The sequence below is a fragment of the Asaia sp. Ae19-3 genome, assembly GCF_059801175.1.
In genome coordinates this window covers 2900164-2926829 of sequence record NZ_JBCHWF010000001.1, presented here as the reverse complement: position 1 = coordinate 2926829, position 26666 = coordinate 2900164, and the positions used below count along the sequence as shown (strand labels likewise).

Genomic DNA, 26666 nt, shown 5'->3' with positions numbered 1-26666 from the left:
CCCAGACGCTGGACAGGCCCGGGTTCACGGCATGACAAGGCGGTGCAAATACAACGAGCAGCATAAAAAAAACCCCGGCAGAGCCGGGGTTCTCATATGACGCGGCATTATACCGCAATCACATCGCCATAATCAGCGCGGTGCGAGCACCATGATCATCTGACGATTCTCGAGCTTGGGCATCTGCTCGACCTTGGCCTTCTCTTCCATCTCGACACGGATACGCTCCAGCATCTTGATTCCGAGTTCCTGATGAGCCATTTCGCGACCCTTGAAGCGCAAGGATACCTTCACCTTGTCGCCTTCGGCCAGGAAGGAGTTCATCGCGCGCAGTTTGACCTGGTAGTCATTTTCGTTGGTGCTAGGACGCACCTTGACTTCCTTGATCTCGATAACCTTCTGCTTCTTGCGCGCTTCGTTCTTCTTTTTCTGCTGTTCGTATTTGAACTTGCCGTAGTCGAGAATCTTGACGACCGGCGGCTCAGCCGTGGGGCTGATTTCCAGAAGGTCGAGTCCGACCGAATAGGCGCGTGCAAGAGCATCGCGCGTTGTCATGACGCCAGCCATTTCGCCGTCGGCGTCAATCAAGCGCACCTGAGGAACACGGATTTCCTCGTTAACTCGGGGCCCTTCACGGGTAGGTGCGGCCTGCATCGGTGGTCTAGCTATGGTCGTCTCCTGTCGACGTTTTCGAACAAACTTGCTGTCGGCACTTCAATACGCGCAAGGCCGGCAAAAATTTCATCACCTTAGCGTGACGAAATTAACGTCCTGTTTGCGGGAAGCCCGGTGCCCCGACATAGGCTCGAAACACCGGAATTGCAAGGTTTACGCGCTCAGTCGTCGCAGGTCAGCCCTGCAGGCGGCGCATGTCCGGCGCCTGTGCCTCTTCTGTCAGCAGGGCAAGCGCCTCGTCGAGACCCAGGATCTCCTGCGCGGCTCCCCCCAGACGACGCAGCGCCACCTTGCCCTCTTCTGCCTCGCGACGTCCCACGACCAGGATCACCGGCACACGCGCCAGAGAGTGCTCACGGATCTTCGCATTGATCTTCTCATTGCGACCATCGACCTCGACCTGCAGCCCTGCTCGACGCAGCTTCTCGGCAACTTCCTGCGCGTAGGGCTCAGCATCGGTCACGATGCTGGCGACCACGACCTGGGTCGGGGCCAGCCAGAGCGGGAACTTGCCTGCAAACTGCTCGATCAGAATACCAATGAAGCGCTCGAAGCTGCCGAGGATGGCGCGATGCAGCATGACCGGGCGATGACGGGCGCTGTCTTCACCGATATAGGACGCATCCAGACGCTCAGGCAGAATGAAATCCACCTGAAGCGTGCCGCACTGCCAGTCACGGCCGATAGCGTCTGTCAGAACGAATTCCAGCTTCGGACCATAGAAAGCGCCCTCACCCGGATTGGTCTCGAACGCCACACCGGCAAGCGCACAGGCTTCCTTCAGAGCATTTTCAGACTTGTCCCATGTCGCATCATCGCCGGCGCGTGCGTCAGGACGATCCGAGAACTTCACGCGGAAATTCTCGAAGCCGAGATCGCGATAGACCTCGTCAAGCATCGCGACAAAGGTCGCCGTCTCCGCAGCAATCTGCTCTTCGGTGCAGAAGATATGCGCATCATCCTGCGTGAAGCCGCGCACGCGCATGATGCCATGCAGCGCGCCCGAGGGCTCATAGCGATGGCAGGCACCGAATTCCGCCATACGCAGCGGCAGTTCGCGATAGGAACGCAGGCCATGGCGGAAGATCTGCACATGGCACGGGCAGTTCATCGGCTTGAGGGCAAGCGTCTTGTCCTCATCCTCGACAGTCGCGATGAACATGTGCTCGCGATACTTGTCCCAATGCCCCGAGGCTTCCCAGAGCGCACGATCCACCAGCTGCGGCGTGCGGACTTCCTGATAGCCATGACGGGTCTGAATACGGCGCATATAGTCCTGCAGCACCGTATAAAGACGCCAGCCCTTGGCATGCCAGAAAATCTGGCCCACGGCTTCTTCCTGAATATGGAAGAGATCCATTTCGCGCCCGATGCGGCGATGGTCGCGCTTTTCGGCTTCCTCAAGCTGGTGCAGATACGCATCCAGCTCCTTCTGGTCGCGCCAGGCCGTGCCATAGATGCGCGTCAGCATGGGGTTGCGATGGTCGCCACGCCAATAGGCGCCTGCCACCTTCATGAGTTTAAACGCCGTACCGATATCGCCCGTGCCACGCATATGCGGGCCACGGCAGAGATCGAGCCAGGCCCCCTGGCGATAGATCGAGATGGTCTCGCTCTCGGGCAGATCGCGGATCAGCTCGGCCTTGAAGCGCTCGCCTTTCTCCTCGAAGAAGGCAATGGCGGCGTCACGATCCCATTCCTCGCGCTCGAACGGCGCATTGGCCGCGATGATCTCACGCATCTTGGCCTCGATCGCCTCGAAATCCTCGGGCGTGAAAGGCTGATTGCGGAAAAAATCATAATAGAACCCGTCCTTGATCGACGGCCCGATCGTGACCTGCGTGCCGGGCCAGAGCGCCTGAACGGCCTCGGCCAGCACATGGGCGGTATCATGGCGGATCATCTCGAGAACGATATCGTCCTTGCGCGTGATGAAGCGGATGGCCGCATCTTCGGCGATTTCTGTCGACAGATCGACCAGCTTGCCGTCAAGGCTCATCGCAACGGCAGCACGCGCCAGACCGGGACCGATCGAAGCCGCGACTGCCGTGCCGGTCGTGGCACCGTCGAACGTACGGACGGAACCATCAGGCAGGGTAATGGCAGGCATGGACTTGCGCTCCTGGCGTAAGAAGTAAGTGAAGCTGCTCTAATGGCCCCAGTTCAGGCAAGCCGCAACCCTGGAAACGTCCAGATCACGCAGATCATCCACCGCCAGAACGCGCATCTGCCCGGGTCGTACCCCGTTCGGAGCCGTCAGACGCGGGTTGCTCTCTGCCGAAAACAGCACGAGCGATGGACACCCCATTGCTCCTGCGAGATGCATCGGGCCGGTATCGTTACCGACGGCAAGCGAGGCGCGCGCCAGTATGCCGCCCAAGGACAGAAGATCCGTCTTCCCCGTCAGATCGAGCGCGTCGGGCACCTGCTCCAGAATGGCCGCACCAAGAGGACGCTCGGCCTGCGTCCCTGCCACCACGATTTTCAGCCCCTGATCCTGCAGGGATCGCGCGAGCGTCGCATAATGCTGCACCGGCCATCGTTTTGCCGGGCGATGCGGCGCGGCCCCAGGCACGAGCACAGCATAGGGGCCAGCGATCTCAGGCCCTTCGCGACCCAGCCAGTCAAGATCGATGCCCGTCACGTCGGGCACGCCCAGACGGGCCAGTTGGTCGCGCTGTCGGGCGACACTGTGCATCGCATCGCGATAGGGATTGTCGTGGGGATAGGCCCCACCTCTGGCGATACCGCTCCAGCGTTTCTGCCCGGCAAGGAGGAAATAACGCGTCGTGCGGCCTGACGTCTGCAGATCGATCACGAGATCATGCCCGCGCAGCTGGTTTCTGAGACGCAGCAGGCCAGCCGGATTGCTCCAGCGCGGCCGTTCGTCGAGACTGACATGATCGAAATAGGGACTGGCCAAGGCCAGGGCCTCGAAAGGGGCCGTCGTCAGAAGGGTGATATCGGCTTCGGGCCAATGCGCCCTGATAGCCGCGAAGGGGGTCAGAGCCTGAATGAAATCTCCCAGCGCGCCGAGCTTGATCACGAGAATTCGAAGCATGGATAGATCCTAGCCGAGACCGTGTTGCGGTGATACGCCGGGTGTTTCTTGCAAGCCCGGAAAGCAGCCATGTCCGACAGGCCCTCTCATATTCTCTCTTTCGGCAGCGTCAATATCGACATTACGGCGCGCGCCGAGCGTATTCCTCATCCGGGCGAGACGGTTCATGCCGCCAGCTATGCCACGGGGCTGGGCGGCAAGGGTGCCAATCAGGCCGCCGCCGCCGCCCGTCTGGGTCAGGGATGCGGCCTGCGCGTCTATATGGCTGGCCGCACCGGCACCGACCAGTTCGGCACGCTGGCCCGCACATTGCTGACGCCCTTTGGCGTCGATCTCTCTGCACTCAGGGAAGATAAAGCCCACCCGACCGGCGTCGCGCTCATCACGGTCGATGCAAAGGCCGAGAATATCATCACCGTCGCCGGCGGCGCCAATATGGCGCTCGATCTGGGCGACGTTGAAACTCATAGGCCGCTCATCCAGACAGCCTCAGCACTGCTGCTTCAGCTCGAAATACCGCTCGACATCACCATCGCCGCAGCCGAAGAGGCGCGTCGTGCCGGAACACTGGTCATTCTCGACCCTGCTCCTGCGCCCGAGGCAGGATTGCCCGAGGCCCTATGGAACGCGCTCGATATCGTCACCCCAAACGAAACCGAGACCCGTCTTCTAACCGGCATCTATCCGGAAACGGAAAAGGAGGCAGCCAAAGCCGCCCTGAAGCTGCAGGAGCTGGGCGCAACCCATGCCCTGGTCAAGATGGGCGCACGCGGCGTGTATTATCGCAGTGGCTCGGAAGAGGGCTTCGTGCCGCCCTACAGGGTGAGAGCTATCGATACGGTCGCCGCAGGCGATTGCTTCAACGGCGGACTGGCGACGGCCCTGACGCTGGGTAAACCCTTCGCTGAGGCCGTTCGCTATGCGGCAGCCAGCGGCGCACTGGCCACAACGCGCTTGGGCGCAGCAGAATCGGCCCCGGAGTGGCAGGAAGTCGTCTCTCTCGTCACAACCGGCAGCATCTCAGATCACGGCTGAGCCCCCGTAAGGTGCGGCCTGCCCACTTCATCCGGCAGGCCGCACCGGCAGACTCAGTTCTGATCCGGGTCAGAATCCATGACGGCCTCGTCCTGACGGGCGAGATAGGCCGCATGGCCATCAGGCGAGAGCGCGATGACCTGATCCCAGTCATGCCGCGCTTCGGCATAGCGGGCGAGACGCGCCTCCAGAATACCGCGCTCTAGCAATGCCTCGATATTGTCATGCTCAAGCGCCAGCGCCTGATTTGCATCGGCCAGCCCCTTTTCGTTCTGGCCGAGCTGACGATAGGCAGCCGCCCGCATGACGAGCGCACGCACAAGAAACGGATCTGTTGCCCCGCCGGGCACGCCCGGTTCTGGTAAAGTGCCCAGAGCTGCGATACCCCCGGCAAAATCATTCTGCATCGACAGGCTGCGGGCCAGAAGCAGACGCAGGCCAAGGCGGGACGGATCACGTTTCAGCGCCAGCCGCGCAGCCCGCTCCGCCGCCTTGCCGTCACCGGCGAGGAGCCAGGCTCCCGCCTCCTGCTCGGCATAGCCGGCATCCTTTTCCGCTGCGTCAGCCTGCCCCTTCCGCTCATGAGCCGGAACCGCAGAAAGTGCCTGATATTCCAGCGCCGCATCACGATAGGCCCCCAACGCCAGATCTGCCTGGGCAAGACAATCATGGGCCTCGCGCCCGCCGCCATGACGCAGCCATTCCTGCGCCTGTTCCTGCACAAGGTCAGGGGTATCGGGCAAAGGGGCGATACATTGGGCAAGGCTTTGCGCAGGAGCATGAGCCAGAGCAGCTCCTGCCCACAGACTGCTTCCTATCGCCAGAGCACCAAAAGCATGTTTCATACGTTGTGATTGGCGCGGCAGCGCCTCAGCGGTCAAGCGGGAATGGAGCCTTCATGCCACCTCACCTCGTCATTCTCGGTCAGGGTTATTCGGCAAGCGCCGTTTCGACGCTTCTGCGTGCACAAGGCTGGACTGTCACAGGCACGAAACGCGCCCCTGAGGCAGAATCGGGGCTGAAGGCCTTCGATGCTGTCGAAACCGAATTACTCAGCGCTACGCATCTTCTGGTCAGCGCCCCGCCGGGCGAGGCGGGTGACCCGGCCCTGCTCCGCTACGGCGCGATTCTTGAAGAAGCCCCCCATCTGCGCTGGATTGGCTATTATTCAACCACGGGCGTCTATGGCGACAGGCAGGGCGCCCGCGTTGACGAGAACACGTCGGTAGCCCCCGGTCAGACGCGCAGCGCGGCACGGGTCAAGGCGGAACAGGACTGGCAATCCCTTGCTACCAGACGCGGACTGGCCTGCGATATCATGCGCCTGGGCGGCATCTACGGCCCCGGTCGGTCTGCATTCGATACGCTCCGTTCCGGAAAGGCGCGCCTCATCGACGCGCCCGATCATTTCTTCAGCCGCATTCACAGGGATGACATTGCCGAGGCGACGCTTGCCGCCATCGAAACAGCCCAGGGCTGTCGTATTCTGAATTTTGTGGATGACACCCCCAGCCCGCAGGCAGCCGTCTTCGAAGAAGCCGCACGCCTCAGCGGTGCAGCGCTGCCGCCCAGACTGACGCTCGAGGCCGCATGGGAAGAGATGAGCCCCATGGCCAGAAGTTTCTGGGCAGAGCGCCGTCTGGTCGAAAGCGTTCTGACAAAGCAACGCCTCAACAGGGAGTGGCGCTATCCCAGCTATCGCGAAGGACTCGCTGCCATTTTCGACAGCGAAGAAAATCGCTCGGCAGAGTGACGGCAGAAAGCCCATTTCGTCAGCGGCGCGTGAAGAAACCTTCAATGTGGGCTGGTCGCCCCGATCACGGATACGCTAAGGCTTGTGACTTGTGCCAAGCCTCGGGGGCCATGATCATTTCACGTTCCATTTTCTCGCCCCTGCGCGCCCTGTGCCTCGTGATGCTGCCCTGCATGGTCTCTGGCTGCATCACCATCGGACCCTCACGTCTTTCCCATGATCAGCTCGATTATTCCCGCGCCCTTGGCGAGGCGGAAAAACATGCGATGCTGCTCAATATCATCCGTATCCGCTATGCTGACCCGCCAACCTTTCTCGATACAACGCAGGTCATTGCCGGTTATCAGTTCAACCGGTCGGTCAATGGCGGCTTCAACGCCTTTCCTTCCGGCGTAGGCAGCTATCTGTTCGGCGGCAGTACGGCGACACTCCAGGAAAGCCCGACTTTCACCTATCAGCCCGAGACAGGGCAGCAATATGCCGAGAACGTCATCCGGCCGATCTCTCCCGTGGTCATCATGCCGCTCAGCCTTGGCGGCCTGCCGATCGACACCCTGCTGCGCCTGACGGCACAATCGATCGACGGTCTGTCAAATGTCCGCGCCCTTGGCGCGGGCCCGACCGGCGGCGGATCGGTACGCTTCTATCTGCTGCTGCACGATCTGCGTCAGCTGCAGATCCAGGGCGCCATGACGATCCGCATCTCGACCGATGCCCCCAAACCCTCCGGCGATCAGCCCCCCTCCGGCTCGGCAAACAAGCCCTCGGGTTCACAGCCTGAACACGCCTATCTTGTTCTGACGGCGACGTCAGACCCCGCGCTGACCACCATCCAGATGGAAGTGCGCCGCCTGCTGCATCTCGACGCGCATGCCGAGGAAGCCGAAATCGTTTACGGGCCCTATCCCAAGGTGCCCGGACAGATTGCCATCCTGACGCGTTCAATGTTCGCCATGCTGTCTCAGATCGCCTATGAAATGGAGGTGCCTGAAGACGATGTGAAAGAAGGCCGCACCCTGCCGACGATCAGTCCTGTCGGCATCGAGACGCGTCCCGATGTCGTGATTCATTCGGGCAAGACAGCCCCTGAGCATAATTACGACGCCGTCCATTATCGCGGGCGCTGGTACTGGATCAGCGATGACGATTTCCGCAGCAAACTCAGCTTCACCATGATACAGATCCTGGCCGCCCTCGCCGCCACCAGTCATTCGCCCGGCGCCGTCATCACCATTCCGGCGGGTTGAACAGAAGCTGCAACGGCGCAGCGCGTATCGTAAGCGCCCAGTTCACCTAAGATCGGGTCCAGCCCCCACCCAAGGCCCGATACAGCCGCGCCATCGATACCGCCACCTCGGCCCGCGCATCCGAAAGCGCACTCCGGCTTTCGAGCAGTCCGTTCTGCGTAGTCAAGACGTTGAGAAAATCTCCCGCCCCCTGAGCATATTGCAGCTGCGCTACCTGAACGGCCGTCTCACTTTCGGTAACCGCTTCGCTCAATCGGTCGTGGCGCTCCTGTGCAGTGCCCAGATCCGCCATCGCATCATCAACTTCCTCCCAGGCATGAAGAACCGTTCGCTGAAGCGCGATCGCTGCCTCCTTCTCCTGCAGACGCCGCAAGGCGAGCTGTCCGGCCAGTTTCCCGCCCTCGAACAGCGGGATGGTCACTGTCGGGCCAAAACCGTATTGGCGCGACGCCCAAGAGCCAAGACCGCTGAACTGCAGCGCCTGAACATCCAGACTGCCCGATAGGGTGATGCGCGGGAAAAAATCGGCCATGGCCACGCCGATCGTTGCCGTCGCCGCATGCAAACGCTCCTGGGCGGCGCGTATATCCGGCCGTCTTTCGGCAAGCTGCGAAGGTAATCCTACCGGAATGGACGCCGGGAGCGGAGGAATGCTCCCATGGCCTGCAAGGCGCTGTGACAGGGCGCCCGGTTCGCGTGCCATCAGAAACGCCAGGGCATTGAGGAGATGCACCTCTTCGCGATGGAGCTGGGGCAGACGCGCCTCGAACCCGTGAAGCTGCCCACGCGCATAGGCGAGGTCGAGTTTTGTTGCCGTGCCCTGCGTCACGCGCAGAACAGTCAACTCGACACTATGATGGGCGATGTCGAGGCTTTGGTGCGTGATCTCGGTTTGCGCCTGCACATTGCGCAAGGCGATGTAATCCTGCGCGGTCTCGGCCATGAGCGAAACCAGCGTGTCACGCTGCATCTCCTGCATCGCTTTCATCGAGGCTGTTGCGGCTTCGACCTGACGGCGCACATGTCCCCACAGATCGACCTCCCAGGACGCACTGAGCCCATACTGGGGCAGGTTGAAGGCAGGATTTCCCTTCGGCCCGGCTGCGGCAGCGGGACCGAACCCCTGCGTTCCATCCGCTATCTGCGCCGGGTCACGGTCCGCTTCAGTGCCGAGCAGGCTCAGGATACCGTTCGTGCTGGCGCGTTCGCGGGCATAAGAGGCAGCGCCTTGCGCATGGGGCAGACGCGCTGCAGCCGCGATCCTGCGTTCGGCGCGGCTCTGTTCGAAATGGAGGGCCGCTTCCTTCAGGTCGAGATTGGCCGTCAGCACATCCTGTTCCAGCGCCGTCAAAACCGGGTCCTGATAGAGTTTCCACCATTGCGCCTCGACAGGCGCGGTTTCATCCGGATGGCTTTTCCGAGGCGTCACGCTCTCATGCCAGTGAGGCGACACCGCAGGGTCGTGCTTCTGGAAATCAGGCCCAACAGAACATCCGCCAAGGATCACAGGAAGGATCAGCCCAGCCGTGCGGGACATGTGTTTCATACCCCTCACTCCCACACAAAGCGCGCGTCGGCGGCATGAGCGCCATCACGAGACGAGCCAGTATCGATCATGGCCTCGACAGACATGCCGACGCGTACACGCCGTGCCAGAGGCTGCCCGCCGTCAAAGACCAGCTTCACCGGCATCCGCTGCACCACCTTTGTGAAGTTTCCGGTCGCATTATCCGGCTGGATAAGCGCGAAGGCGACATTCGTCGCTGGCGCGACACTATCGACACGGGCATGGAGAACCTCACCCGGGAAACTGTCGACCCGTATCTCGGCTTTCTGGCCGGTCTGCACATGGGCCATCTGCGTTTCCTGGAAATTGGCGATCACATAGGCCTCGCGAACGGGCACGACAGCCAGAAGCCCTGTTCCGGGGTGGACATACATCCCGACACGAACGTCACGCGCTCCGACCACCCCGTCGACAGGGGCAGTAATGGTGCAATAGGTCAGGTTGAGCTCGGCTTGACGTACAAGGCTTTTCGTCTGGGTCAGCACACCTTGCGCACGCTCACTCTCTGCGGCGAGCACAGCAAGCCCGGCGCGATCGGCGTTCAGGGTTGCCTTGTCGCGAGCAAGCCGCGCAACCGCCTCGCGCTGACGATCCTCGGCCGCCTGCTGCTGCTCGATCGTACTGGCACCTCCGGCCGAAAGAGCGCGATAGCGTGCTGCATTCTGTCGAGCGAAGAGCAGGGCAGCCTCATCCGCCTCGATTGTCGAGAGAGCCGCGTCGATCGTGGCTGACTGACGCTGCTGCGCAGCTGCGAGATTGGCGATATCGGCTTCGGCTGCGCGGTTCTTTCCCTGAGCCGTATCCAGCGCCGTGCGATAATCGTCATCTTCTATATGTGCCAGCAGATCGCCCGCATGCACTTTCTGGTTGTCTGCAACAGGCACCCGGTCAATTCGCCCCGCGACCTTGGGTGCCACACGCGTGAAATCTGCGGTGATATAGGCATCATTGGTCGATTGATGACGACCATCACCGATAAAGAAACGATCAGCGCTCCAGGCCAGACCGGTCAGAACGAGCGCGGTGCATCCCGCAAGCAGAAGCGGTTTCTTGTAAGCCATCTGAATAATTCCGTTACTGTGCTGCGAGAGAAGAGGGCACGGCCTGCGGCGAAGGCGGCGCAGGCAAGCGGGAGCCACGATCGGCTGGTGCCTTGCCGGGGGGATAGACGCGCCCGGGGAGAATGGCCGTCAGCACGACGAAGGCGGCGCAGATCACGACCACGACAAGCAGGATATCGACCAGAGCAAGCACCAGAGCCTGGCCAGACAGCATTTCGTGCAGGCGACCGGCCATATCGGCGCCGTAAGGGTCATGAGCCATGCCGGGATGATCCAGCAGCATGGTCGAATGATATTGTTCGCGACGGCGCAGCAGAGTCGAGAACAAGGCGAATGCCAGTGCATTGGCCATACCCTTGAGCATATTGACCATGCCCGAAATGAACGGCCCGTCGCTCGGCCCGAGTGCAAGCGTGGCCAGCATCAGCACCGGAATGACCACCATGGGCTGACCGAAGATCTGAAGAGCCTGGATGAGATAGAAATTGTCGCGCACCCATTCGGATGTCAGACCCAGCCCGAGCCAGGCAGACAGCCCCAGAAGGGTCATGCCGATCCCGAGCACCCATCGACAGTCGACCCGACGCATGTTGCACAGCGCCGCAACCAGAGGCAGCACGACAAGCTGGGGCAAAGCGACGGTCAAGGCGACGGGAGCCGCCTGAACAGGGCGGTACCCCTTGATCTCTTCCAGAAACGTCGTCGTGACCTCATTCATCAGGGCGCAGACGATCAGCACCGCCACGAGTGCCAGCAGAGACATCGTGATATTGCGGCTCTTCCAGTATTGCAGACGAAAGAACGGACTGTGGTGATGCCATTCATGGATCAGAAACCCGAGAAAGAGGGCCCCGCCCCAAAACGTCAGATGGGTGATGAGAGGCGACCGAAACCAGTCGAGCCGGTCACCCTGATAAAGAACCGTCACGATGCAGAGGATTGAAGGCGCACCGATCAGAAATCCCCGCCAGTTGAAGCCACGAAAACGCGAGAGCTGAACCGGGTCCTGCGGCAGCCCCCATGCGATCATGACAAGCGCGAGTGCGCCGAGCGGCAATACCTCCCAGTAGAGCCAGTGCCAGCCAAGGCGTTCGAAAAGCAGGGCTTCGAAAGGTATGCCGAGATTGGGGCCAAAGGTCGCGCTCATCGCGTAACCGCCTATGCCGAAAACCTTGAGCGGCGGTGGGAGATATTTCAGCATGACCGTCATGAGAATGGGCGGCAGACAACCGGCGCTCAGCCCCTGCATGGCGCGCAGGATGCCGATCGAGACCATATCGGTCATGAAGGGAAGTGGAAGCGACAGCAAAGCCAGTGCCGCCGTCATGAACAGGGCAAATCGATAGATCGAAAAGGTCATGTAGAACCAGGGCGTGAAGGCCATCGCCGCAATGTTGCAGGCCTCATAGACCGAGATGAACCAGGTTCCTTCATCGTGACCCAGATGCATGGCCCCGCGCAGATCGGACAGACCCAGCTCCGTCACATGTTCATTGAATCCCGCGACATGCACAGCCAGCAGCATGCCCAGACATCCGGTGATTGTCCGAAGCCCGAACGGGGGTATGGCGGCAGGAGGTGGCGAGGTCTTTGCCTCCTGCCCTGTGGGTGCGCTCATGCGGGGGTATCCTTTCCGCATGGTCTCTAGCGTCGCCCTGCCGTGCCAATAACCCGCAATCCAGGTAAAAAACCCTTCCACCTGGCGTAAGGGTGCGGCAGATCTCTTGCATTCCGTGCAGCACATCCGGAGCCACACCTCATGACCAGAAATCTGCCTGCCAAACGTGGCTACTCGCTCGATCATCTCCGATGGCTTCAGGTTCTGCTTGAAGAAGAAAGCGTCACGCGTGCCGCGAAAAGGCTCAAGGTGAGCGAGGCTGCCACAAGTCGCCACCTTGCATCCTTGCGAACGCTTTTTGGCGACCCCTTGCTGGTCCTCTCGGGAAGGCAACTCGTCCCGACGCCTTTCGCTACTGATCTGCTGGGAAGGGTACAGACGGTTCTGGCTGAGGCGGAAGCACTTGTCAGCGCGCGCGCCCATCTAGATCTGTCACAGATTGCACCGCATTTCACGATCCGCGCGCGTGACCTCTTTATCGGGGCTTTTGGCAGCGCCATTGCGCAGAAACTTCGGGAAGCCTCTCCACGCTGTCAGGTCGTTTTTTCACCAGAAACAGAAGATTCGATCGGCGATGCACTCAGACGCGGCACGATAGATCTGTATATCGGCGCCACCCAGGATCTGCTGCCCGAAATCAAGAAACAGACCTTGTTCCAGACACGGTTCGAGGCGGTTGTCCGTGCCGGGCACCCGATTCTCGATCAGGAAATCACCCCACAGACTCTGGTTGCCTATGATCACATCAGCACCTCTCGCAAGGGGCGTGCACATGGACCTATCGATACCGTTCTCGCCGAAAGATATGGTCTTGAGAGACGGATTGCGCTGGTCGTACCCAGTGACTACGCCATGATCGAAACCATGCGCGAAACCGACATGATCCTGCCCTTGCCGGAGATCATCATTCGTCGCCTCCCTCTTGAAGGTATCGGGGCAAAGGCCTTTGCCTTTCCTTTTCCGCTTCCGGATCTGGTCAGTTTTCAGGCCTGGCACCCACGACTCGATAATGACCCCGTCCATCGCTGGCTCCGTGAAACCATCCTCTCGACGGTGCAGTCAGTGGTCAAAGCCCTGCGTGATCGACAGGGGACATGAAGGAGGTGGCCATACGGCTCGTTCTGCGAACACGAACCAGAAACTTCTTGCGAATAACCTCCAGACGATATCCTGTGATCGACAAACTGAGCATCTCATCAAACGTATCAGAGTTTTCACCGATATGTGTTGCTCTGTTCTGTTCGCGTTCAGGATAGGCTGCACACCCTGTCTCAAGGAGGATTCATGACGTCTCGTTCCAGACCCAGGCGCATTGGCGACTGGGCAACACTGGGCCTCGCCATCCTGATCGTTATTTTCGGTCTCATCTTTGTCGGTGGTGGCGGCTATCTTCTGAGCCTTGGCGGTTCTCCCTATTACCTGATCTGCGGCATCGTTCTGCTGGCATCGGGGGGGCTCATGGCCATGGGCCGTCTGCTTGGCGCCTATCTCTTCCTTCTTGCCTGGGCGGCAACGCTCGTCTGGACCATCTATGAAGCTGGTTTCGACTGGTGGGGCTGGCTGCCGCGCCTTTTCGGCCCGACGCTCATCGCCATTCTGGTCGTGCTCAGCCTGCCGGTTCTGCGTCGTCAGGATACGGTTCGTCCAGTTTCCCGTGGAGCCGTCTGATGCGTAAACCAGCCCTTCTGACCGCCACCATTCTGGGCGGCATGATTTCCGCCTCAATGGCTTTCGCGCAGATTCCGCCGTCCAACAGCACACCCGGCGAAGAAACGACTACTGCGGCCACGGCGCATAATGCCGGCGCAGGGCGCTTCGGTGGGCCGGCGCCCTCGGCCCCGCAGGCCCCCGGCGTCAATGCCGCCAATCTGCCCGACATCTCTGAGATCGGCATCAACGAGGTTCCGGCCGCTGTGCCGCAGATCGACGCGACACCTGCCCGCGAAGACTGGCCAGCCTACGGACGCGATTCCAGCCAGAACCGCTACTCGCCGCTCGACCAGCTGACACCCGAAAACGTTGGTCAGCTCAAGCGCGCCTTCGTCTATCATACGGGCAGCAAGCCCGGTCCGGGTCAGGCCAATAAATGGGCCGCCGAGACGACGCCGATCAAGGTAGGCAACTCGCTCTACATGTGTTCGGCCATGAACGACATGATGCGCATCGACGCTGCCACCGGCAAGGAAATCTGGCGTCATGATGCGGGTGTGAAATACCACTCCATTCCCTACACGGCTGCCTGCAAGGGCGTGACCTACTACACCTCCTCGACCGTTCCCGAGGGTCAGGCCTGCCATACGCGCATCATGGAAGCCACGCTCGACATGCGGCTGATCCAGGTCGATGCCGAAACCGGCAAGCCTTGCGAGGGCTTCGGTTTTGGCGGCCAGGTGAACCTGATGCAGGGCATGGGTGAGTCCGTACCGGGCTTCGTCTCCATGACGACCCCGCCTCCGGTCATCAACGGGATCGTCGTGGTCAATCATGAAGTCCTCGACGGTCAGCGTCGCTGGGCACCGTCCGGCGTGATCCGTGGCTATGACGCAGAAAGCGGCAAATTCGTATGGGCCTGGGACGTCAATAATCCCGACGATCATCACCAGCCCGAACCGGGCAAGTTCTACAGCCGCGGTACGCCCAACTCCTGGGCCGCCATGACCGGTGATAACGAACTGGGTCTGGTATACGTGCCAACAGGCAACTCGGCCGCCGACTATTACAGCGCCATGCGCACGGACAAGGAGAACGCCGTTTCCTCCTCGATCGTCGCGATTGACGTCAAGACAGGTGAGCCGCGCTGGGTCTTCCAGACAGCGCACAAGGATGTCTGGGATTATGACATCGGCTCGCAGGCCACCAAGTTCGACTATCACCACGAAGACGGCACGGTCACCCCGGCCCTGCTGGTGCCCACCAAGCGTGGACAGACCTTCGTGCTCGACCGCGCCACAGGCAAGCCGCTGCCGGAATTCCCGGTGGTCGAAAAGCCGGCTCCTGCCAGCACGATGTCTGACGACCCGCGCAGCCCGACCCAGCCCTGGTCGACCGCTTTCCCGCGTCTTGCCTTCCCTGATCTGAAGGAAAGCGACATGTGGGGCATGTCGCCCATCGACCAGCTCTATTGCCGCATCATGTTCCGCAAGGCGCGTTATGTGGGTGAGTTCACCCCGCCTGCCCTCGACAAGCCGAATATCGAATATCCCGGCTATAACGGCGGCAGTGACTGGGGCAGCATGGCCTATGACCCGGAATCGGGCATCGTCATCGCCAACTGGAACTCGACGCCGATGTATGACCAGCTCATCACCCGCAAGAAGGCGGATGCGCTGGGCCTCAAGCCGATCGACAACCCCAGCTACAACCCGGCTGGCGGCGGTGCAGAAGGCAACGGCGCTCAGGCCGACACGCCTTATGGCATCGTCGTGACCCCGTTCTGGAATCACTATACGGGCATGATGTGCAACAAGCCGCCTTACGGCATGATCGAAGCGATCGACATCAAGACCAAGAAGGTTCTGTGGTCACGTCCGCTCGGCACGGCACGCGCCAATGGTCCGTGGAACATGCCAACAGGTCTGCCGCTCAATATCGGCACACCCAATAATGGCGGTTCGGTCGTTACCAAGGGCGGTCTCGTTTTCGTCGCGGCAGCGACCGACAACCAGATCCGTGCCATCGATATCCGCACAGGCAAGGATGTCTGGTCTGACGTTCTGCCCGGCGGTGGCCAGGCCAACCCGATGACCTACGAAGTCAACGGCAAGCAGTACGTCGCCATCATGGCAGGCGGTCACCACTTCATGATGACCCCCGTGTCTGACCAGCTCGTGGTCTATGCTCTGCCTGATACGGCAGACCAGAAGCACTGAACCGCCAGGGGTCTTCCCCTTTGACGGTGCATATCGAAAAGGGTCGGGGGTTTTCCCCGGCCCTTTTTTGATGGCGTCCTCCCGTTTCCTCTCCCTGCGGCGCGCGCTTCATGCTACCGCCAGACCATGTCGCGTCTCTGCCCTCATATCCTTCAGGTTCTTCCGGCCCTCGGCACGGGAGGTATCGAGCAGGGCACCCTAGAGATGGCCGAGGCAATCATCGCCGCAGGAGGGCGGGCGCTGGTGGCAGGCGCCACAGGACCGCTCGTGCCGAAGCTGCTCTCCATCGGCGCCCGTCATATCGATCTGCCGCTCGGGCGGAAATCACCCTTTGCCATCTGGCGTCATGCAAAGGTGCTCGCCCAGCTCATCAGGGACGAACGCATCGATCTGGTCCATGCGCGTTCCCGTGCACCGGCATGGGCGGCGTGGCATGCCACACGGCGCACGGGCACCCCGCTCGTCACGACATGGCATGGTGTTCACAAGGCAGGCTTCCCCGGCAAGAAACGCTATAACGCCGTTCTGGCGCGCGGCAGACGTGTCATTGCCATCAGCACCTACATCGCTACCCGCCTGAGAGAGGAATATGGCGTGGGCGATGACCGGCTGCGCCTGATTCCACGCGGGGCCGACATGACCCGCTTCGACCCCGATATCGTCAATGGTGCACGGATTCAGGCTCTTGCAGAAAAATGGCAGGTGCCGCCGGGTACGCCGGTCATCATGCTTCCCGGTCGTCTGACACGATGGAAGGGGCAGCTTCTCCTGCTCAGGGCCATGGTTCATCTTCAGACGCAGCTTCCGGGACCTTGGCTCTGCGTTCTGGTTGGCCCGGCCGACCCCAAGGACAGCTATGTGCAGGAGGTCGAGGCCACCGCCATCCGGCTGGGCCTGCGCGAACGTCTGCGTTTTGCCGGGCTGTGTCAGGACATGCCCGCCGCTTATGCACTGGCCGATGTCGTTGCCGTACCGTCCCTGCGTCCCGAGCCTTTCGGGCGCGTAGTGATCGAGGCGCAGGCAATGGGGCGTCCCGTGGTGGTCTCGGCTCAGGGTGGTGCCATGGAGACGGTCATTCCCTTCCGCACCGGGCTTCTCGTGCCTCCTGACGATGCCACGGCACTGGCCGAGGCGCTGGCGCAGATCCTGACCCTGTCAGATGGCGCTCGCACCCTTCTGGCAGAGACCTCGCGCCATCACATTGCAGAAAACTACACCACCCGGCAGATGCAATCAGCCACACTCGCTGTCTATGATGAACTGCTCGGTGGCTGCCTGTCAGACCGCTTTCTGGGACTCACCTCATGACCACGCCGCCACGCACCACCCTGACCGAAAAGGCGCAAGCCGATCTGGAAAAGCGCCAGGCGCGTGAGGCCGCTGCCCTGCGTGCCAATCTGCTGCGTCGCAAGGCGCAGGTGCGCAATCGCGCGGTCAAGGCCCCCGAAGACCAGGAAGCACCGACAGGCCCCGGCCCGGCTTCATCCCCCTGAAAGGAACATGATCATGTCCAAGGTTCTTTATGCGACCATGCGCGCCCTGCCCGGCAAGCGCGAGGAAATTGCCCGACTGCTGACGTCTCTTGCCGATGACGTGCGCAACGAACCCGGCAATGAGCGTTTCGTCGTCTATACGCTCGAAGAAGATCCCGATTTCTTCCATGTCGAGGAAACCTATCGCGACGAAGACGCCTTCAAGGCCCATATGGGCATGGAACATGGCAAAATCTTCAATAATGCCATCAAGACCCTGGTCGAGGGCGGCGGCTCGAAGGTTGTCTTCCTGACCCATATCGCCTGATCATCCCTGGCGGTTTGCAGAGCCGTGGCGCTGGCGCTAGACCTGCAAACCCCGTTCTCCTCACCGTACTGGAAATCGCGCCATGCCCATCATGCCAGATAGCTGGATCCGTCAAATGGCCCAGGAAAAGGGCATGATCGAACCCTTCGTCGAGGCCCAGAAACGCGAAGGTGTCATTTCCTACGGCCTGTCTTCCTATGGCTATGACGCCCGCGTTGGCGAAGACTTCAAGATCTTCACCGATGTCGATAATGCCGTAGTCGACCCCAAGCAGTTCGCTGCCAACAGCTTCGTCACCCGCACAGGCGACATCACCATCCCGCCCAACAGCTTCGCTCTGGCTCATACGGTTGAATATTTCCGTATCCCGCGCGACGTCCTCGTGGTCTGCCTCGGTAAATCCACCTATGCGCGTTGCGGCATCATCGTGAATGTCACCCCGCTCGAACCCGAATGGGAAGGCCAGGTCACGATCGAGATCAGCAACACCACCAAACTGCCTGCACGCATCTATGCCAATGAGGGCATCTGCCAGTTTCTGTTCTTCCAGGGCGCCTCTCCCTGCGAGACCAGCTATGCCGACCGCGCCGGCAAATACATGAAGCAACTTGGCGTCACGACACCACGCCTCTGAAACCTGGTTGGCAGAGGGCCTTGCCCCTCTGCCTCTCCAAAAAGGCGCTGCCCCTTTTTCATTCCCTTGAGGAGTAAAGGAGCGACGGCGCGTTTGCTGGAGAGCGGGGGAGCGCGCACCCCCATTCGTCTGACAACGAACCCCCTTCCCAACGCCAAAGATGATTTTGAGAAGCATTCTCAATGACTTGCCGGAAGAGGTGCATTGGCAACTTTCGCCACTCCGGGCATGTTAGAGGCGTCATCACGGTTTTGGGAACGTACCATGAGCCAGACTTCTCTGCCCCCCGCCATCGACCCGGATTATCTGGCGCTGCTGGATTCCGATCGTATCTCGGGCCGCACCCGTCAGGTCATGGAGGAACGCGCCCAGACCAGCGACGCAGGCTACAAGCCGCGTCATCTCTCACAAATCGCCTATGACGTGCTCGGCGCCCTGTCGGCGCGCGTCCTTCCCCAGGCCGCCATCCTTCCGGATGCCACCATCAATATCGCTGCACGCATCGATTCAAGACTTGGATCGGCCGGAGATGGCTGGCGTTTTGCTTCCCTGCCACCCGATATAGAGGCCTATGAACTGGCACTGACCGGGATCGATACCGCAGCCAGGCAGCGTCATGGTGCCGGTTTCACCGGGCTCGACGCCGAATTGCAGGACAGTCTCGTCCACACGATGGCAGAAGGCGCCCTCAGCACGGAATCGCTCGATGCGACCCAGATGCGCGCCTGGTTTGCGGATCTGCGTGCGGATTGCGTGCAGATCTTCATCAGTCACCCGGCCGTCCAGGCGCAGCTCGGCATTGATGCCGTTTTCAATGGCGGCGATGGCGTATTCCAAGGCTTCTCCGCAATGGGAGAAGGCGTGAGCGAAGCGTGGGAACCCGAAGTCAAGGAGCGCGCCCGATGAACAGACGCCGCTTTGACGATCATGACGTGGTCGATGTCGTTGTTGTGGGAACAGGCGCCGGTGGCGCCCCACTTCTGGCCGAACTCGCCCGGTCCGGGCTGAAGGTGGTGGCGCTCGAGGCAGGCCCGCGCTTCGATCCGCGTCAGCACACGCCCGATGAGGCGACGGCCTCTGAAATCTACTGGCTGGAGGAACGCCTGTCTGGCGGCGCCAACCCGATGGCATTTGGCGGCAATAACAGCGGCACAGGCGTTGGCGGGTCGATGCTCCATTTCGGTGCCTTCATGCCGCGCATCGACGCGCGTGACATGCGCCTGCATACCGAAACAGGAAAAGGCGTGGACTGGCCTTTCGGTTATGAAACGCTGCTTCCCTATATCGAGCGTGTTGAACGTGAAATCGGAGTTTCCGGCCCCGAAAACTACCCGTGGGACCCCGAACGCCGCTATGCCTACCCGCCGCCGCAGCGCAATGGTGCCGCGCAGGCCATGGCCCGGGGGTGCAACGCGCTTGGTATTCGCAACGCCGATGGTCCGACCGCCCTCATCACCCGTGACTGGGGCAATCGCAAAGCCTGTGTCGGCTGTGGTGCCTGTCATCAGGGCTGCCGCAACGGCGCAAAATCCGGCACCGACGTTACCTATCTGCCGCTGGCCGTTTCTGCCGGGGCCGAAATCCGGCCGAACTGCTTCGTCCATGGTATCGAACGCGACAGCGCAGGTCGTGTGACAGCGGTCGTCTATCGTGAGAACGGCGAAGACCGCAAGCAGCGCTGCGCTGCGCTCGTTCTTGCTGCCGGCGCGGTCGAAACAGCGCGTCTGCTGCTTCATACCGGGCTCGCCAACCGCAGCGGCCAAGTCGGGCGCAACTATATGGCGCATATCTCGACGCAGGTCTGGGGACGGTTCGACGAGGTCATCCGTCCCAACAAGGGCTATCCGTCGCTCACCATCACAGAAGACATGATGCGCCCCAAGGATGCCGATTTCGCAGGCGGCTATCTCATCCAGTCACTTGGCATGATGCCTCTGACATGGGCCACGGGCGTGGCACGAGGGCGTGGTCTCTGGGGCGAGGCCCTGACCAATTATCTGCGCGGCTATAACTATATGGCCGGGCTCGGTGCTCATGGCGACTGCCTGCCGAATGACAATAATCTTGTCACGCTGTCAGACGAGATCGGTCGTGCCGGTGTGCCCAAGCCAAAAATCACCTTCAGCTATGGCCCCAACGAACAGGCCATGCACGAGCATATGGCCCGCACCATGACCGCCATCTGGGAAGCAGCCGGGGCGAGGGATATCTGGGCCATGGACCGTGCCGCCCATATGATCGGCACCTGTCGTATGGGCACCGACCCTGATGACTCGGTCGTCGATCCGTTTGGTCGCAGCCACGATATCGATAATCTCTGGATCAGCGATCACTCGATCTTCCCGAGTGCTACGGCGGCCAATCCGGCACTGGCGATCATGGCTCTGAGCCTGCGCACGGCCCAAGCCATCAAGGCGAAATAAGGGGTTTCCGGAGGACGATGGCCCTCTGGCAGGGTATAGGGCCATCGCTTCCTTTTGAGCCTCGCGGGGCGCTGCCCCGCCCCTCGGAAAGGGGCGCGCCCCTTTCATCCCCTCTTTCGGAAAGCTCTTTCTTCTGATCAGAGAGACGGTCGAGCTTGGTTATTCGCTGATGCGCTCGATATCGGCGCCCACGGCGGAGAGCTTGCGATCAACGGCTTCATAGCCACGGTCGAGATGATAGATGCGGCTTAGTGTGGTCTCACCCTGCGCACCGAGACCCGCAATGATCAGCGAGAAAGATGCACGCAGGTCGGTTGCCATCACCGGCGCACCCGAGAGATGATCGACGCCACGGATAATGGCGGAAGAGCCATGCACATTGATGCGCGCGCCCATACGATTCAGCTCAGGCACATGCATGAAGCGGTTTTCGAAAATCGTCTCCGTCACCATTGAGGCGCCCTCCGCAACGGCAAGCATGGCCATAAACTGGGCCTGCATATCGGTCGGGAAGCCCGGATAGGGCTCGGTCATAATATCGACCCCCTTGAGCGGGCCATTACGACGCACACGAATGGCGTTTTCTTCCTCGAGCACTTCGACGCCCGCTTCCTCAAGCGTGCGCACCACGGCACCGAGATCGCGAACGCGGCCACCGATCAGGCGCAGATCACCGCCCGTGATACCCGCTGCGCAGGCATAGGTGCCGCATTCGATACGGTCGGCCATGATGGCGTGTTCGGCACCGGTCAGCGCCTCGACGCCATCGATCACCAGCGTACCGGTACCAGCACCAGCGATACGCGCGCCCATGCGGTTGAGGCACTCGACCAGATCGCTGATTTCCGGTTCGCGCGCGGCATTGACGATCTCCGTGCGCCCCTTGGCCAGCGTCGCCGCCATCAACAGGTTCTCGGTAGCCCCGACAGACGCGAAAGGCAGAAGGATGCGATCGCCCACCAGACCGCCAGGGGCACTGGCATTGATATAGCCGTTTTCGAGACGAATCTTGGCGCCGAGGGTTTCGAGGCCCTTCAGATGCAGATCGACCGGACGTGTGCCGATGGCACAGCCACCCGGCAGCGACACACGCGCCTCATGCGCACGCGCCAGAAGCGGGCCAAGCACCAGAATCGAGGCGCGCATTTTCGACACGATATCGTAAGGCGCTTCGACGGATGTGATAGGGCCACCGATCGACAGTGTGCGCCCTTCTGCATCCACCGGCTCAACCGCAATACCGTGCTGGCGCAAAAGCGTCTGCATGGTCTCGATATCGGCAATTTTCGGTACGTTGGAGAGAATGAGGCGTTCAGAGGTGAGAAGCCCCGCGACCATGAGCTTGAGACCGGCGTTCTTGGCGCCACCGATCACGATCTCGCCTTCAAGACGCCTGCCGCCACGTATAATGAAACGGTCCATGATCTGTCGCTCCTGAAGGATGAGGCTCTAACGGGAAAGTGTCTTCTCTCCCCCTTCATCATGGCGGCGTCAAGGCATCAATTGGGCAGGCGTCGCCTGGCTCGCAACTCAGCCACCACGGGCCAGAACTTCAAGCGCTGGCAGGTTGAGCAGGGTGATCTGCGTGACCTGGCTGATCGCTATCAGCTTTTCGCGCTGAAGCGCATTGAGCGTGCGGCTGACCGTCTCGATGGTCAGACCGAGATAATCGGCAATACCAGTACGACTCATCGGCAGATGAATGACGATTTCACGGGTGGGCGAGCGTTGATGCTGCTCCAAAAGAAAGCTGGCCAGACGCTCGCGTGCCGTCTTGCGCCCGAGCAGCATCATGCTTTTCTGCGCCTGAACCAGCTCACGCGAGGCTTCTTCCATCAGACGGTTCTCGAGATCGGGAAACTCGCGCCGCAGGAGAGCGAGGCCCGAACGGGAGAAGCGACAGAGCGAGAGCGAGCCCAGAGCTTCTGCGCTGAACGCATAGGTTGCGCCGCTGGCCAGCCCGAGAAAGTCACCCGCCTGAGCGAAGCCCATGATCTGACGCCGACCATCGGGCATCAGCGAGAAAAGCTTGGCGTGACCCGAGGTGACGATGAAGAAATCGCTCGCCGCTTCCCCTTCCTGAATGAACGTCTTGCCCGGCGAGACAGCAAGCCGATGAGAGTATTGAGCGAGTCGCGCCATGTGATCCGGATCGATCACGGAACAAATACTGCGTGATCGCGCTTCGCAATGGAGGCACTGCCCGCAACTGCCGCAAGATCCGAGCATGCTGATACTTTCCCTCGTCTGGGCATCCATGGCGAAAAACAGTCCTCTTTTTTATTCTTATTCTTGATTCGTTAACATTAAGTCATATACTGTTGCTAATTCCCCACGGTCATCAGCAACGTTGTCATGGCTTTGATATGGATCAAGGCGTCGCATCATAGCGCATGGTGAGTGAACGTCACTGTTTAATCACGGATGACGTCGATGAAGACCTCTTTCAAACTTTCAAGCGCTCTCCTGACCGGTTTCGTCGCTGCTGCTGTCGCAGCACCGGCCGCTCAGGCCCAGACGACCCCGGTCGTCAATACGCCGGTGACGACCAATATGGTTCTCGCCCCCCAGGCTCAGGCCATGGCTGCGCCCCATTCGTCGAGCGACGATTGTGGCCTGTTCAAGACCTGCTCCACCACCAAGATCGGTCTGGGCAAGGGCGACTTCATCGTCCGTCTGTCGGCTCTGGGCGTCATCCCGCAGGATCGTGACAGCAAGCTCTGGCTGAACGGTGCCGCCATTCCCGGCCGCGTCAAGACCACCAGCCAGGTCATGCCGGAACTCACCTTCGAGTATTTCTTTACCGATAACATCTCGATCGACCTGATCGCTGCCAGCACCCGCCACGAAGTGGCTGCCAAGGGCACGCCGCTCGGCAACATCGATGTCGGCAGTGCCTGGGCGCTTCCCCCCACCATCACGCTGGCCTGGCATTTCCGCCCTCACAAGCGCTTCAACCCCTATGTTGGCGTGGGCGCAACGCTTGCCTGGTTCCACAACGTGTCGCCCGCTGGCGGCCTGGTGCAGAAGCTCAATGTCGGCGTGACGGGTGGCCCGTCGGTCAATGTCGGTTTCGACTACCAGCTGGTCGGCAACTGGTTCTTCAACGTCGATGCCAAGCAGATGTTCATGCGCATGCATGCCTGGGCCAACGACCGTGGGTCGGGCGCCTTCATCAAGGCTCATGACTCGCTTGACCCGACGGTTGTCGGCGCCGGTATCGAATACCGCTTCTGATTTCTCCTCCCCGGGAACATTGGAATGGAAGAGGCTACCCGTCAGACGGGTGGCCTTTTTTTTGCGCGAAATTGCCGCCAGGCCCTGTAACAGGCCTGTCATACCCAAATCACCGAAGCTTCACACACCGTAACGAACTCTCCGAATAGGGTGCGCCGCGTTCGAGCCCGCCTTAAAGGAAAGTTTACTGATGAAGCTTCGCAAGCAGCGCCATGCCCTTACGCTGTCTCTCTTCTGCTCTCCCATCGCTTTGCTGAGCACAACCGCTCATGCCGCAGAAGCGAAGCTTCCCGTTCATCAGAATACGGCACCGGCCTCGCAGGTCCACGCCCAGAATGCCTCGCGCAAGGCAAAGGCTCTGGTTTCTACCGCACCGGCGGAAGAGGTCATCGCGACCGCACGCCGCACCCGCTCGGAGCAGAGCGTCGGCCACACGCAGCTTCAGCGTATCCTGCCGGGTGTAAGCCCGCTCAAGGCGCTGCAGATCCTGCCCGGCGTCGTCTTCAACAATGCCGATCCCTGGGGCAATAACGAGCAGAATTCCTCGCTTTTCATCCATGGCTTCAACCAGAACCAGCTGGGCTATACGCTTGACGGCATTCCGCTGGGTGACCAGGCCTACGGAAACTATAACGGCCTCTCACCGCAGCGCGCCGTGATCAGCGAAAACGTGGGCAATGCCACAGTGGCGACCGGCTCTGGCGCCCTCGGCACGGCCTCAACCTCCAATCTGGGCGGCACATTGCTGTTCTCCTCGCTCGACCCGAAGCAGAAGATGGGCGGTCAACTCGATCAGACGTTCGGCAGCTTCTCGACCTTCCGCACCTTTGCCCGTTTCGATACCGGCAATTTCGGTAACGGCAACTCGGCCTATATCTCATGGGCCCGTCAGGATGCCCGCGCCTGGGATTTTGCCGGTCATCAGGGCGGCAATCAGGTCAATGCAAAATTCGTGCACAAGGGCAGCAAGGACAAGATCACCTATTTCTTTGACTGGTCCGACAAGGTCGAACCCAATGAAGACGGGATCGTGCTACCCAACGGCTATGGCACCTATGTGCGCCCCTTCACCTATCCCGATTTCACCTACGCCAAATCCTATCTGAACTCGGCTGCCTACAAGAATGCCGGGCTGAATTATCGCAATTACTACTCAGCCGCCCAGCGTGAGGATTTCCTGACCTATCTGGGCTGGCAGCATGATTTCAACGCCAATCTGCATTGGGACAACAAGCTCTATTACCATCACAACCTTGGTGAGGGTGTGGTGGCGGGGCCGATCACGGCTGCCGGTCTGCCCACGCTGTTCAGTGCCTATTTCCCGAACCAGAGTGCCAACCAGCTCAGCAACGTGTTCGGCGGGTCGGGCTATGCCACCCGCACGACGGAATATTGGGATAACCGTGGCGGCCTGCTCACGACGCTGCGTTACAAGCTGGGCCATCACGACCTTGAGGTCGGGGGCTGGTACGAGCGCAACAACAACACCCAGGCCCGTCGCTGGTATCCGCTGGATGCCAATAATCCGACGACGCCTTATGATCGCCAGCAGGATGCGCTGATCAAGCAGTACACCAACTATTTCTATACCAACACCTTCGTCACACATCTGCAGGACAGCTGGAAAGTCACGAAGAACTTCACGCTCTCGGCAGGCTTCAAATCCGAGCTGGTCTACACCAACGGCACGCTGCCTGTGGCTGGCAAGCCAGGCTCACTCTCACCTGCCACCGCCGTGACCGTGCCTGGCGGCACGATTGCCGCGGCCAAGCCGTTCCTGCCTTCATTCGGTGCCTTGTGGAACATCACGCCGAACGAGCAGTGGTTCGCCAATATCCAGGAAAACATGCGCTCCTATCAGAGCGCCGGTTACGGCAATGCCACCCCCTGGGGTGCCACAAGCCAGGCCGCTTTCGAGGATTTCAAGAAGAACGGCAAGGTCGAGACCTCATGGACCTATGAGACCGGCCTGCGTACCCATCACCATGTCAATCTTGGGCCGCTGACCGATATCTCGGCACAGGCCGAATATTACCACGTGCATTTCTCGAACCGTCTGGTCGCCATTGCCACCACGCAGTCGCTGTCTTCCATCATCGGTTCGGCCACGACGCTCGCCAATGTGGGCTCTGTCACGACAGACGGTATGGATTTCTCCTTCACCGCGCAGTTCGGGCCGCATTTCTCACTCTATAACGGGCTGAGCTATAACAAGTCGGTCTATAACGACAATTACAACTCCGGCACGTCCACCATCCGCATTGCAGGCCGCAATGTGGCCGGTCAGCCTGACTGGACCGAGAAATTCGTCGCCACCACCAACTGGGGCAATTTCTACGGCCAGTTTATCGGTGATGTCATGGGCAAGCGCTACACGACCTACACCAATGATCTCTGGGCCTCGCCGACCGCGCAGTTCAGCATGAATGCGGGCTACACCATTCATGGTATCCCCCATATTCCGGCCTTGCGCGTTCAGGGTAATATCACCAACCTGACCAACACCAAGGGATGGTCCACGGTCAATGTGAACCAGGTTTCAAACCAGTTCACCGCCTTCCCCATCGCGCCGCGCATGTATTTCTTGACCCTTAGCGCCACCTGGTAATCCGGTTCGGACCCAAGGCGACATAAAGCCGGGACCACAAAACAGGAGCGCCATCTGCCACCCGGTCGGGCAGCATCG

General features: G+C 60.6%; 23 protein-coding genes. 14 read left to right on the top strand and 9 right to left on the bottom strand.

The genetic code is table 11. The annotated features are described in order from the left end of the window. Nucleotides 1-132: 132 nt before the first annotated feature. The 3 genes from infC to AAID99_RS12845 form a co-directional block, all read right to left on the bottom strand. Entirely contained in the window at nt 133-654 is a 522-nt protein-coding gene (infC, locus tag AAID99_RS12855) for a translation initiation factor IF-3 (protein ID WP_025885897.1), read from the bottom strand. A 196-nt stretch (nt 655-850) separates the two neighbouring features. Further along, the gene (gene thrS / locus AAID99_RS12850; protein ID WP_498494075.1) at nt 851-2785 is read right to left on the bottom strand and encodes a threonine--tRNA ligase; all 1935 of its coding nucleotides are present in this window, start codon (nt 2783-2785) and stop codon (nt 851-853) included. A 39-nt stretch (nt 2786-2824) separates the two neighbouring features. Beyond that, nucleotides 2825-3736, bottom strand: a complete 912-nt coding sequence (locus AAID99_RS12845; protein WP_498494074.1) for a glycosyltransferase family 9 protein — start codon at nt 3734-3736, stop codon at nt 2825-2827. A 69-nt stretch (nt 3737-3805) separates the two neighbouring features. Here AAID99_RS12845 and rbsK point away from each other — a divergent pair, with 69 nt between their 5' ends. Beyond that, complete coding sequence (rbsK, locus tag AAID99_RS12840; RefSeq protein WP_188427477.1) at nt 3806-4771, top strand: ribokinase; 966 nt, start codon at nt 3806-3808, stop codon at nt 4769-4771. A gap of 53 nt (nt 4772-4824) precedes the next feature. Here the strand turns inward: rbsK and AAID99_RS12835 are convergent, their stop codons facing one another. Then, nucleotides 4825-5616 (bottom strand): tetratricopeptide repeat protein, encoded by a 792-nt coding sequence (locus AAID99_RS12835; protein ID WP_498494073.1) that lies wholly within the window; start codon nt 5614-5616, stop codon nt 4825-4827. Nucleotides 5617-5669: 53 nt separating this feature from the next. On the opposite strand from AAID99_RS12835, the gene AAID99_RS12830 reads away from it, so the two are divergent. Continuing rightward, complete coding sequence (locus AAID99_RS12830) at nt 5670-6524, top strand: Rossmann-fold NAD(P)-binding domain-containing protein (protein WP_188427475.1); 855 nt, start codon at nt 5670-5672, stop codon at nt 6522-6524. 110 nt (nt 6525-6634) lie between these two features. Beyond that, nucleotides 6635-7771 (top strand): hypothetical protein, encoded by a 1137-nt coding sequence (locus tag AAID99_RS12825; RefSeq protein WP_498494072.1) that lies wholly within the window; start codon nt 6635-6637, stop codon nt 7769-7771. 46 nt (nt 7772-7817) lie between these two features. Here AAID99_RS12825 and AAID99_RS12820 read toward each other — a convergent pair whose 3' ends face one another. The 3 genes from AAID99_RS12820 to AAID99_RS12810 are packed head-to-tail and all read right to left on the bottom strand — an operon-like array spanning nt 7818 to nt 12038. Next, complete coding sequence (locus AAID99_RS12820; RefSeq protein WP_498494070.1) at nt 7818-9308, bottom strand: efflux transporter outer membrane subunit; 1491 nt, start codon at nt 9306-9308, stop codon at nt 7818-7820. A gap of 14 nt (nt 9309-9322) precedes the next feature. Continuing rightward, nucleotides 9323-10399 (bottom strand): HlyD family secretion protein, encoded by a 1077-nt coding sequence (locus AAID99_RS12815; protein ID WP_188427473.1) that lies wholly within the window; start codon nt 10397-10399, stop codon nt 9323-9325. Nucleotides 10400-10412: 13 nt separating this feature from the next. Beyond that, nucleotides 10413-12038: an MFS transporter gene (locus AAID99_RS12810; RefSeq protein WP_498494069.1), complete on the bottom strand. Its 1626-nt coding sequence runs from the start codon at nt 12036-12038 to the stop codon at nt 10413-10415. 120 nt (nt 12039-12158) lie between these two features. On the opposite strand from AAID99_RS12810, the gene AAID99_RS12805 reads away from it, so the two are divergent. The 9 genes from AAID99_RS12805 (at nt 12159) to AAID99_RS12765 (ending at nt 20743) form a co-directional block, all read left to right on the top strand. Continuing rightward, nucleotides 12159-13115: a LysR family transcriptional regulator gene (locus AAID99_RS12805; RefSeq protein WP_188427472.1), complete on the top strand. Its 957-nt coding sequence runs from the start codon at nt 12159-12161 to the stop codon at nt 13113-13115. A gap of 186 nt (nt 13116-13301) precedes the next feature. After that, nucleotides 13302-13685 (top strand): glycerol dehydrogenase, encoded by a 384-nt coding sequence (locus tag AAID99_RS12800; RefSeq protein WP_188427471.1) that lies wholly within the window; start codon nt 13302-13304, stop codon nt 13683-13685. Next, nucleotides 13685-15886, top strand: a complete 2202-nt coding sequence (locus AAID99_RS12795; RefSeq protein ID WP_188427470.1) for a pyrroloquinoline quinone-dependent dehydrogenase — start codon at nt 13685-13687, stop codon at nt 15884-15886. The genes AAID99_RS12800 and AAID99_RS12795 overlap by 1 nt, the downstream gene beginning before the upstream one ends. Nucleotides 15887-16012: 126 nt before the next feature. Then, the gene (locus AAID99_RS12790) at nt 16013-17194 is read left to right on the top strand and encodes a glycosyltransferase family 4 protein (protein WP_498494068.1); all 1182 of its coding nucleotides are present in this window, start codon (nt 16013-16015) and stop codon (nt 17192-17194) included. Further along, nucleotides 17191-17379, top strand: coding sequence for a hypothetical protein (locus AAID99_RS12785; protein ID WP_188427468.1), 189 nt, complete (start codon nt 17191-17193; stop codon nt 17377-17379). Before AAID99_RS12790 ends, AAID99_RS12785 begins: the two co-directional genes overlap by 4 nt. Nucleotides 17380-17392: 13 nt before the next feature. Then, on the top strand, nt 17393-17686 hold the full coding sequence (locus AAID99_RS12780; protein WP_188427467.1) for a putative quinol monooxygenase: 294 nt from the start codon (nt 17393-17395) through the stop codon (nt 17684-17686). 82 nt (nt 17687-17768) lie between these two features. Further along, a complete protein-coding gene (gene dcd, locus AAID99_RS12775; RefSeq protein WP_025841649.1) occupies nt 17769-18320 on the top strand; it encodes a dCTP deaminase in 552 nt (183 codons plus the stop codon). 264 nt (nt 18321-18584) lie between these two features. Beyond that, nucleotides 18585-19226, top strand: a complete 642-nt coding sequence (locus tag AAID99_RS12770; RefSeq protein ID WP_188427466.1) for a gluconate 2-dehydrogenase subunit 3 family protein — start codon at nt 18585-18587, stop codon at nt 19224-19226. Next, a complete protein-coding gene (locus AAID99_RS12765; RefSeq protein WP_498494066.1) occupies nt 19223-20743 on the top strand; it encodes a GMC family oxidoreductase in 1521 nt (506 codons plus the stop codon). Before AAID99_RS12770 ends, AAID99_RS12765 begins: the two co-directional genes overlap by 4 nt. Nucleotides 20744-20902: 159 nt before the next feature. On the opposite strand, the gene murA is transcribed toward AAID99_RS12765, so the two are convergent. Then, nucleotides 20903-22165, bottom strand: a complete 1263-nt coding sequence (gene murA, locus AAID99_RS12760) for a UDP-N-acetylglucosamine 1-carboxyvinyltransferase (RefSeq protein WP_188427464.1) — start codon at nt 22163-22165, stop codon at nt 20903-20905. 108 nt (nt 22166-22273) lie between these two features. Then, nucleotides 22274-22885 (bottom strand): Crp/Fnr family transcriptional regulator, encoded by a 612-nt coding sequence (locus AAID99_RS12755; protein WP_229719911.1) that lies wholly within the window; start codon nt 22883-22885, stop codon nt 22274-22276. A gap of 291 nt (nt 22886-23176) precedes the next feature. Between AAID99_RS12755 and AAID99_RS12750 the strand changes: the two genes are divergently transcribed. Beyond that, entirely contained in the window at nt 23177-23980 is an 804-nt protein-coding gene (locus AAID99_RS12750; protein ID WP_188427462.1) for an OmpW/AlkL family protein, read from the top strand. A 190-nt stretch (nt 23981-24170) separates the two neighbouring features. After that, nucleotides 24171-26588 (top strand): TonB-dependent receptor, encoded by a 2418-nt coding sequence (locus AAID99_RS12745; RefSeq protein WP_498494065.1) that lies wholly within the window; start codon nt 24171-24173, stop codon nt 26586-26588. Nucleotides 26589-26666 lie beyond the last annotated feature (78 nt).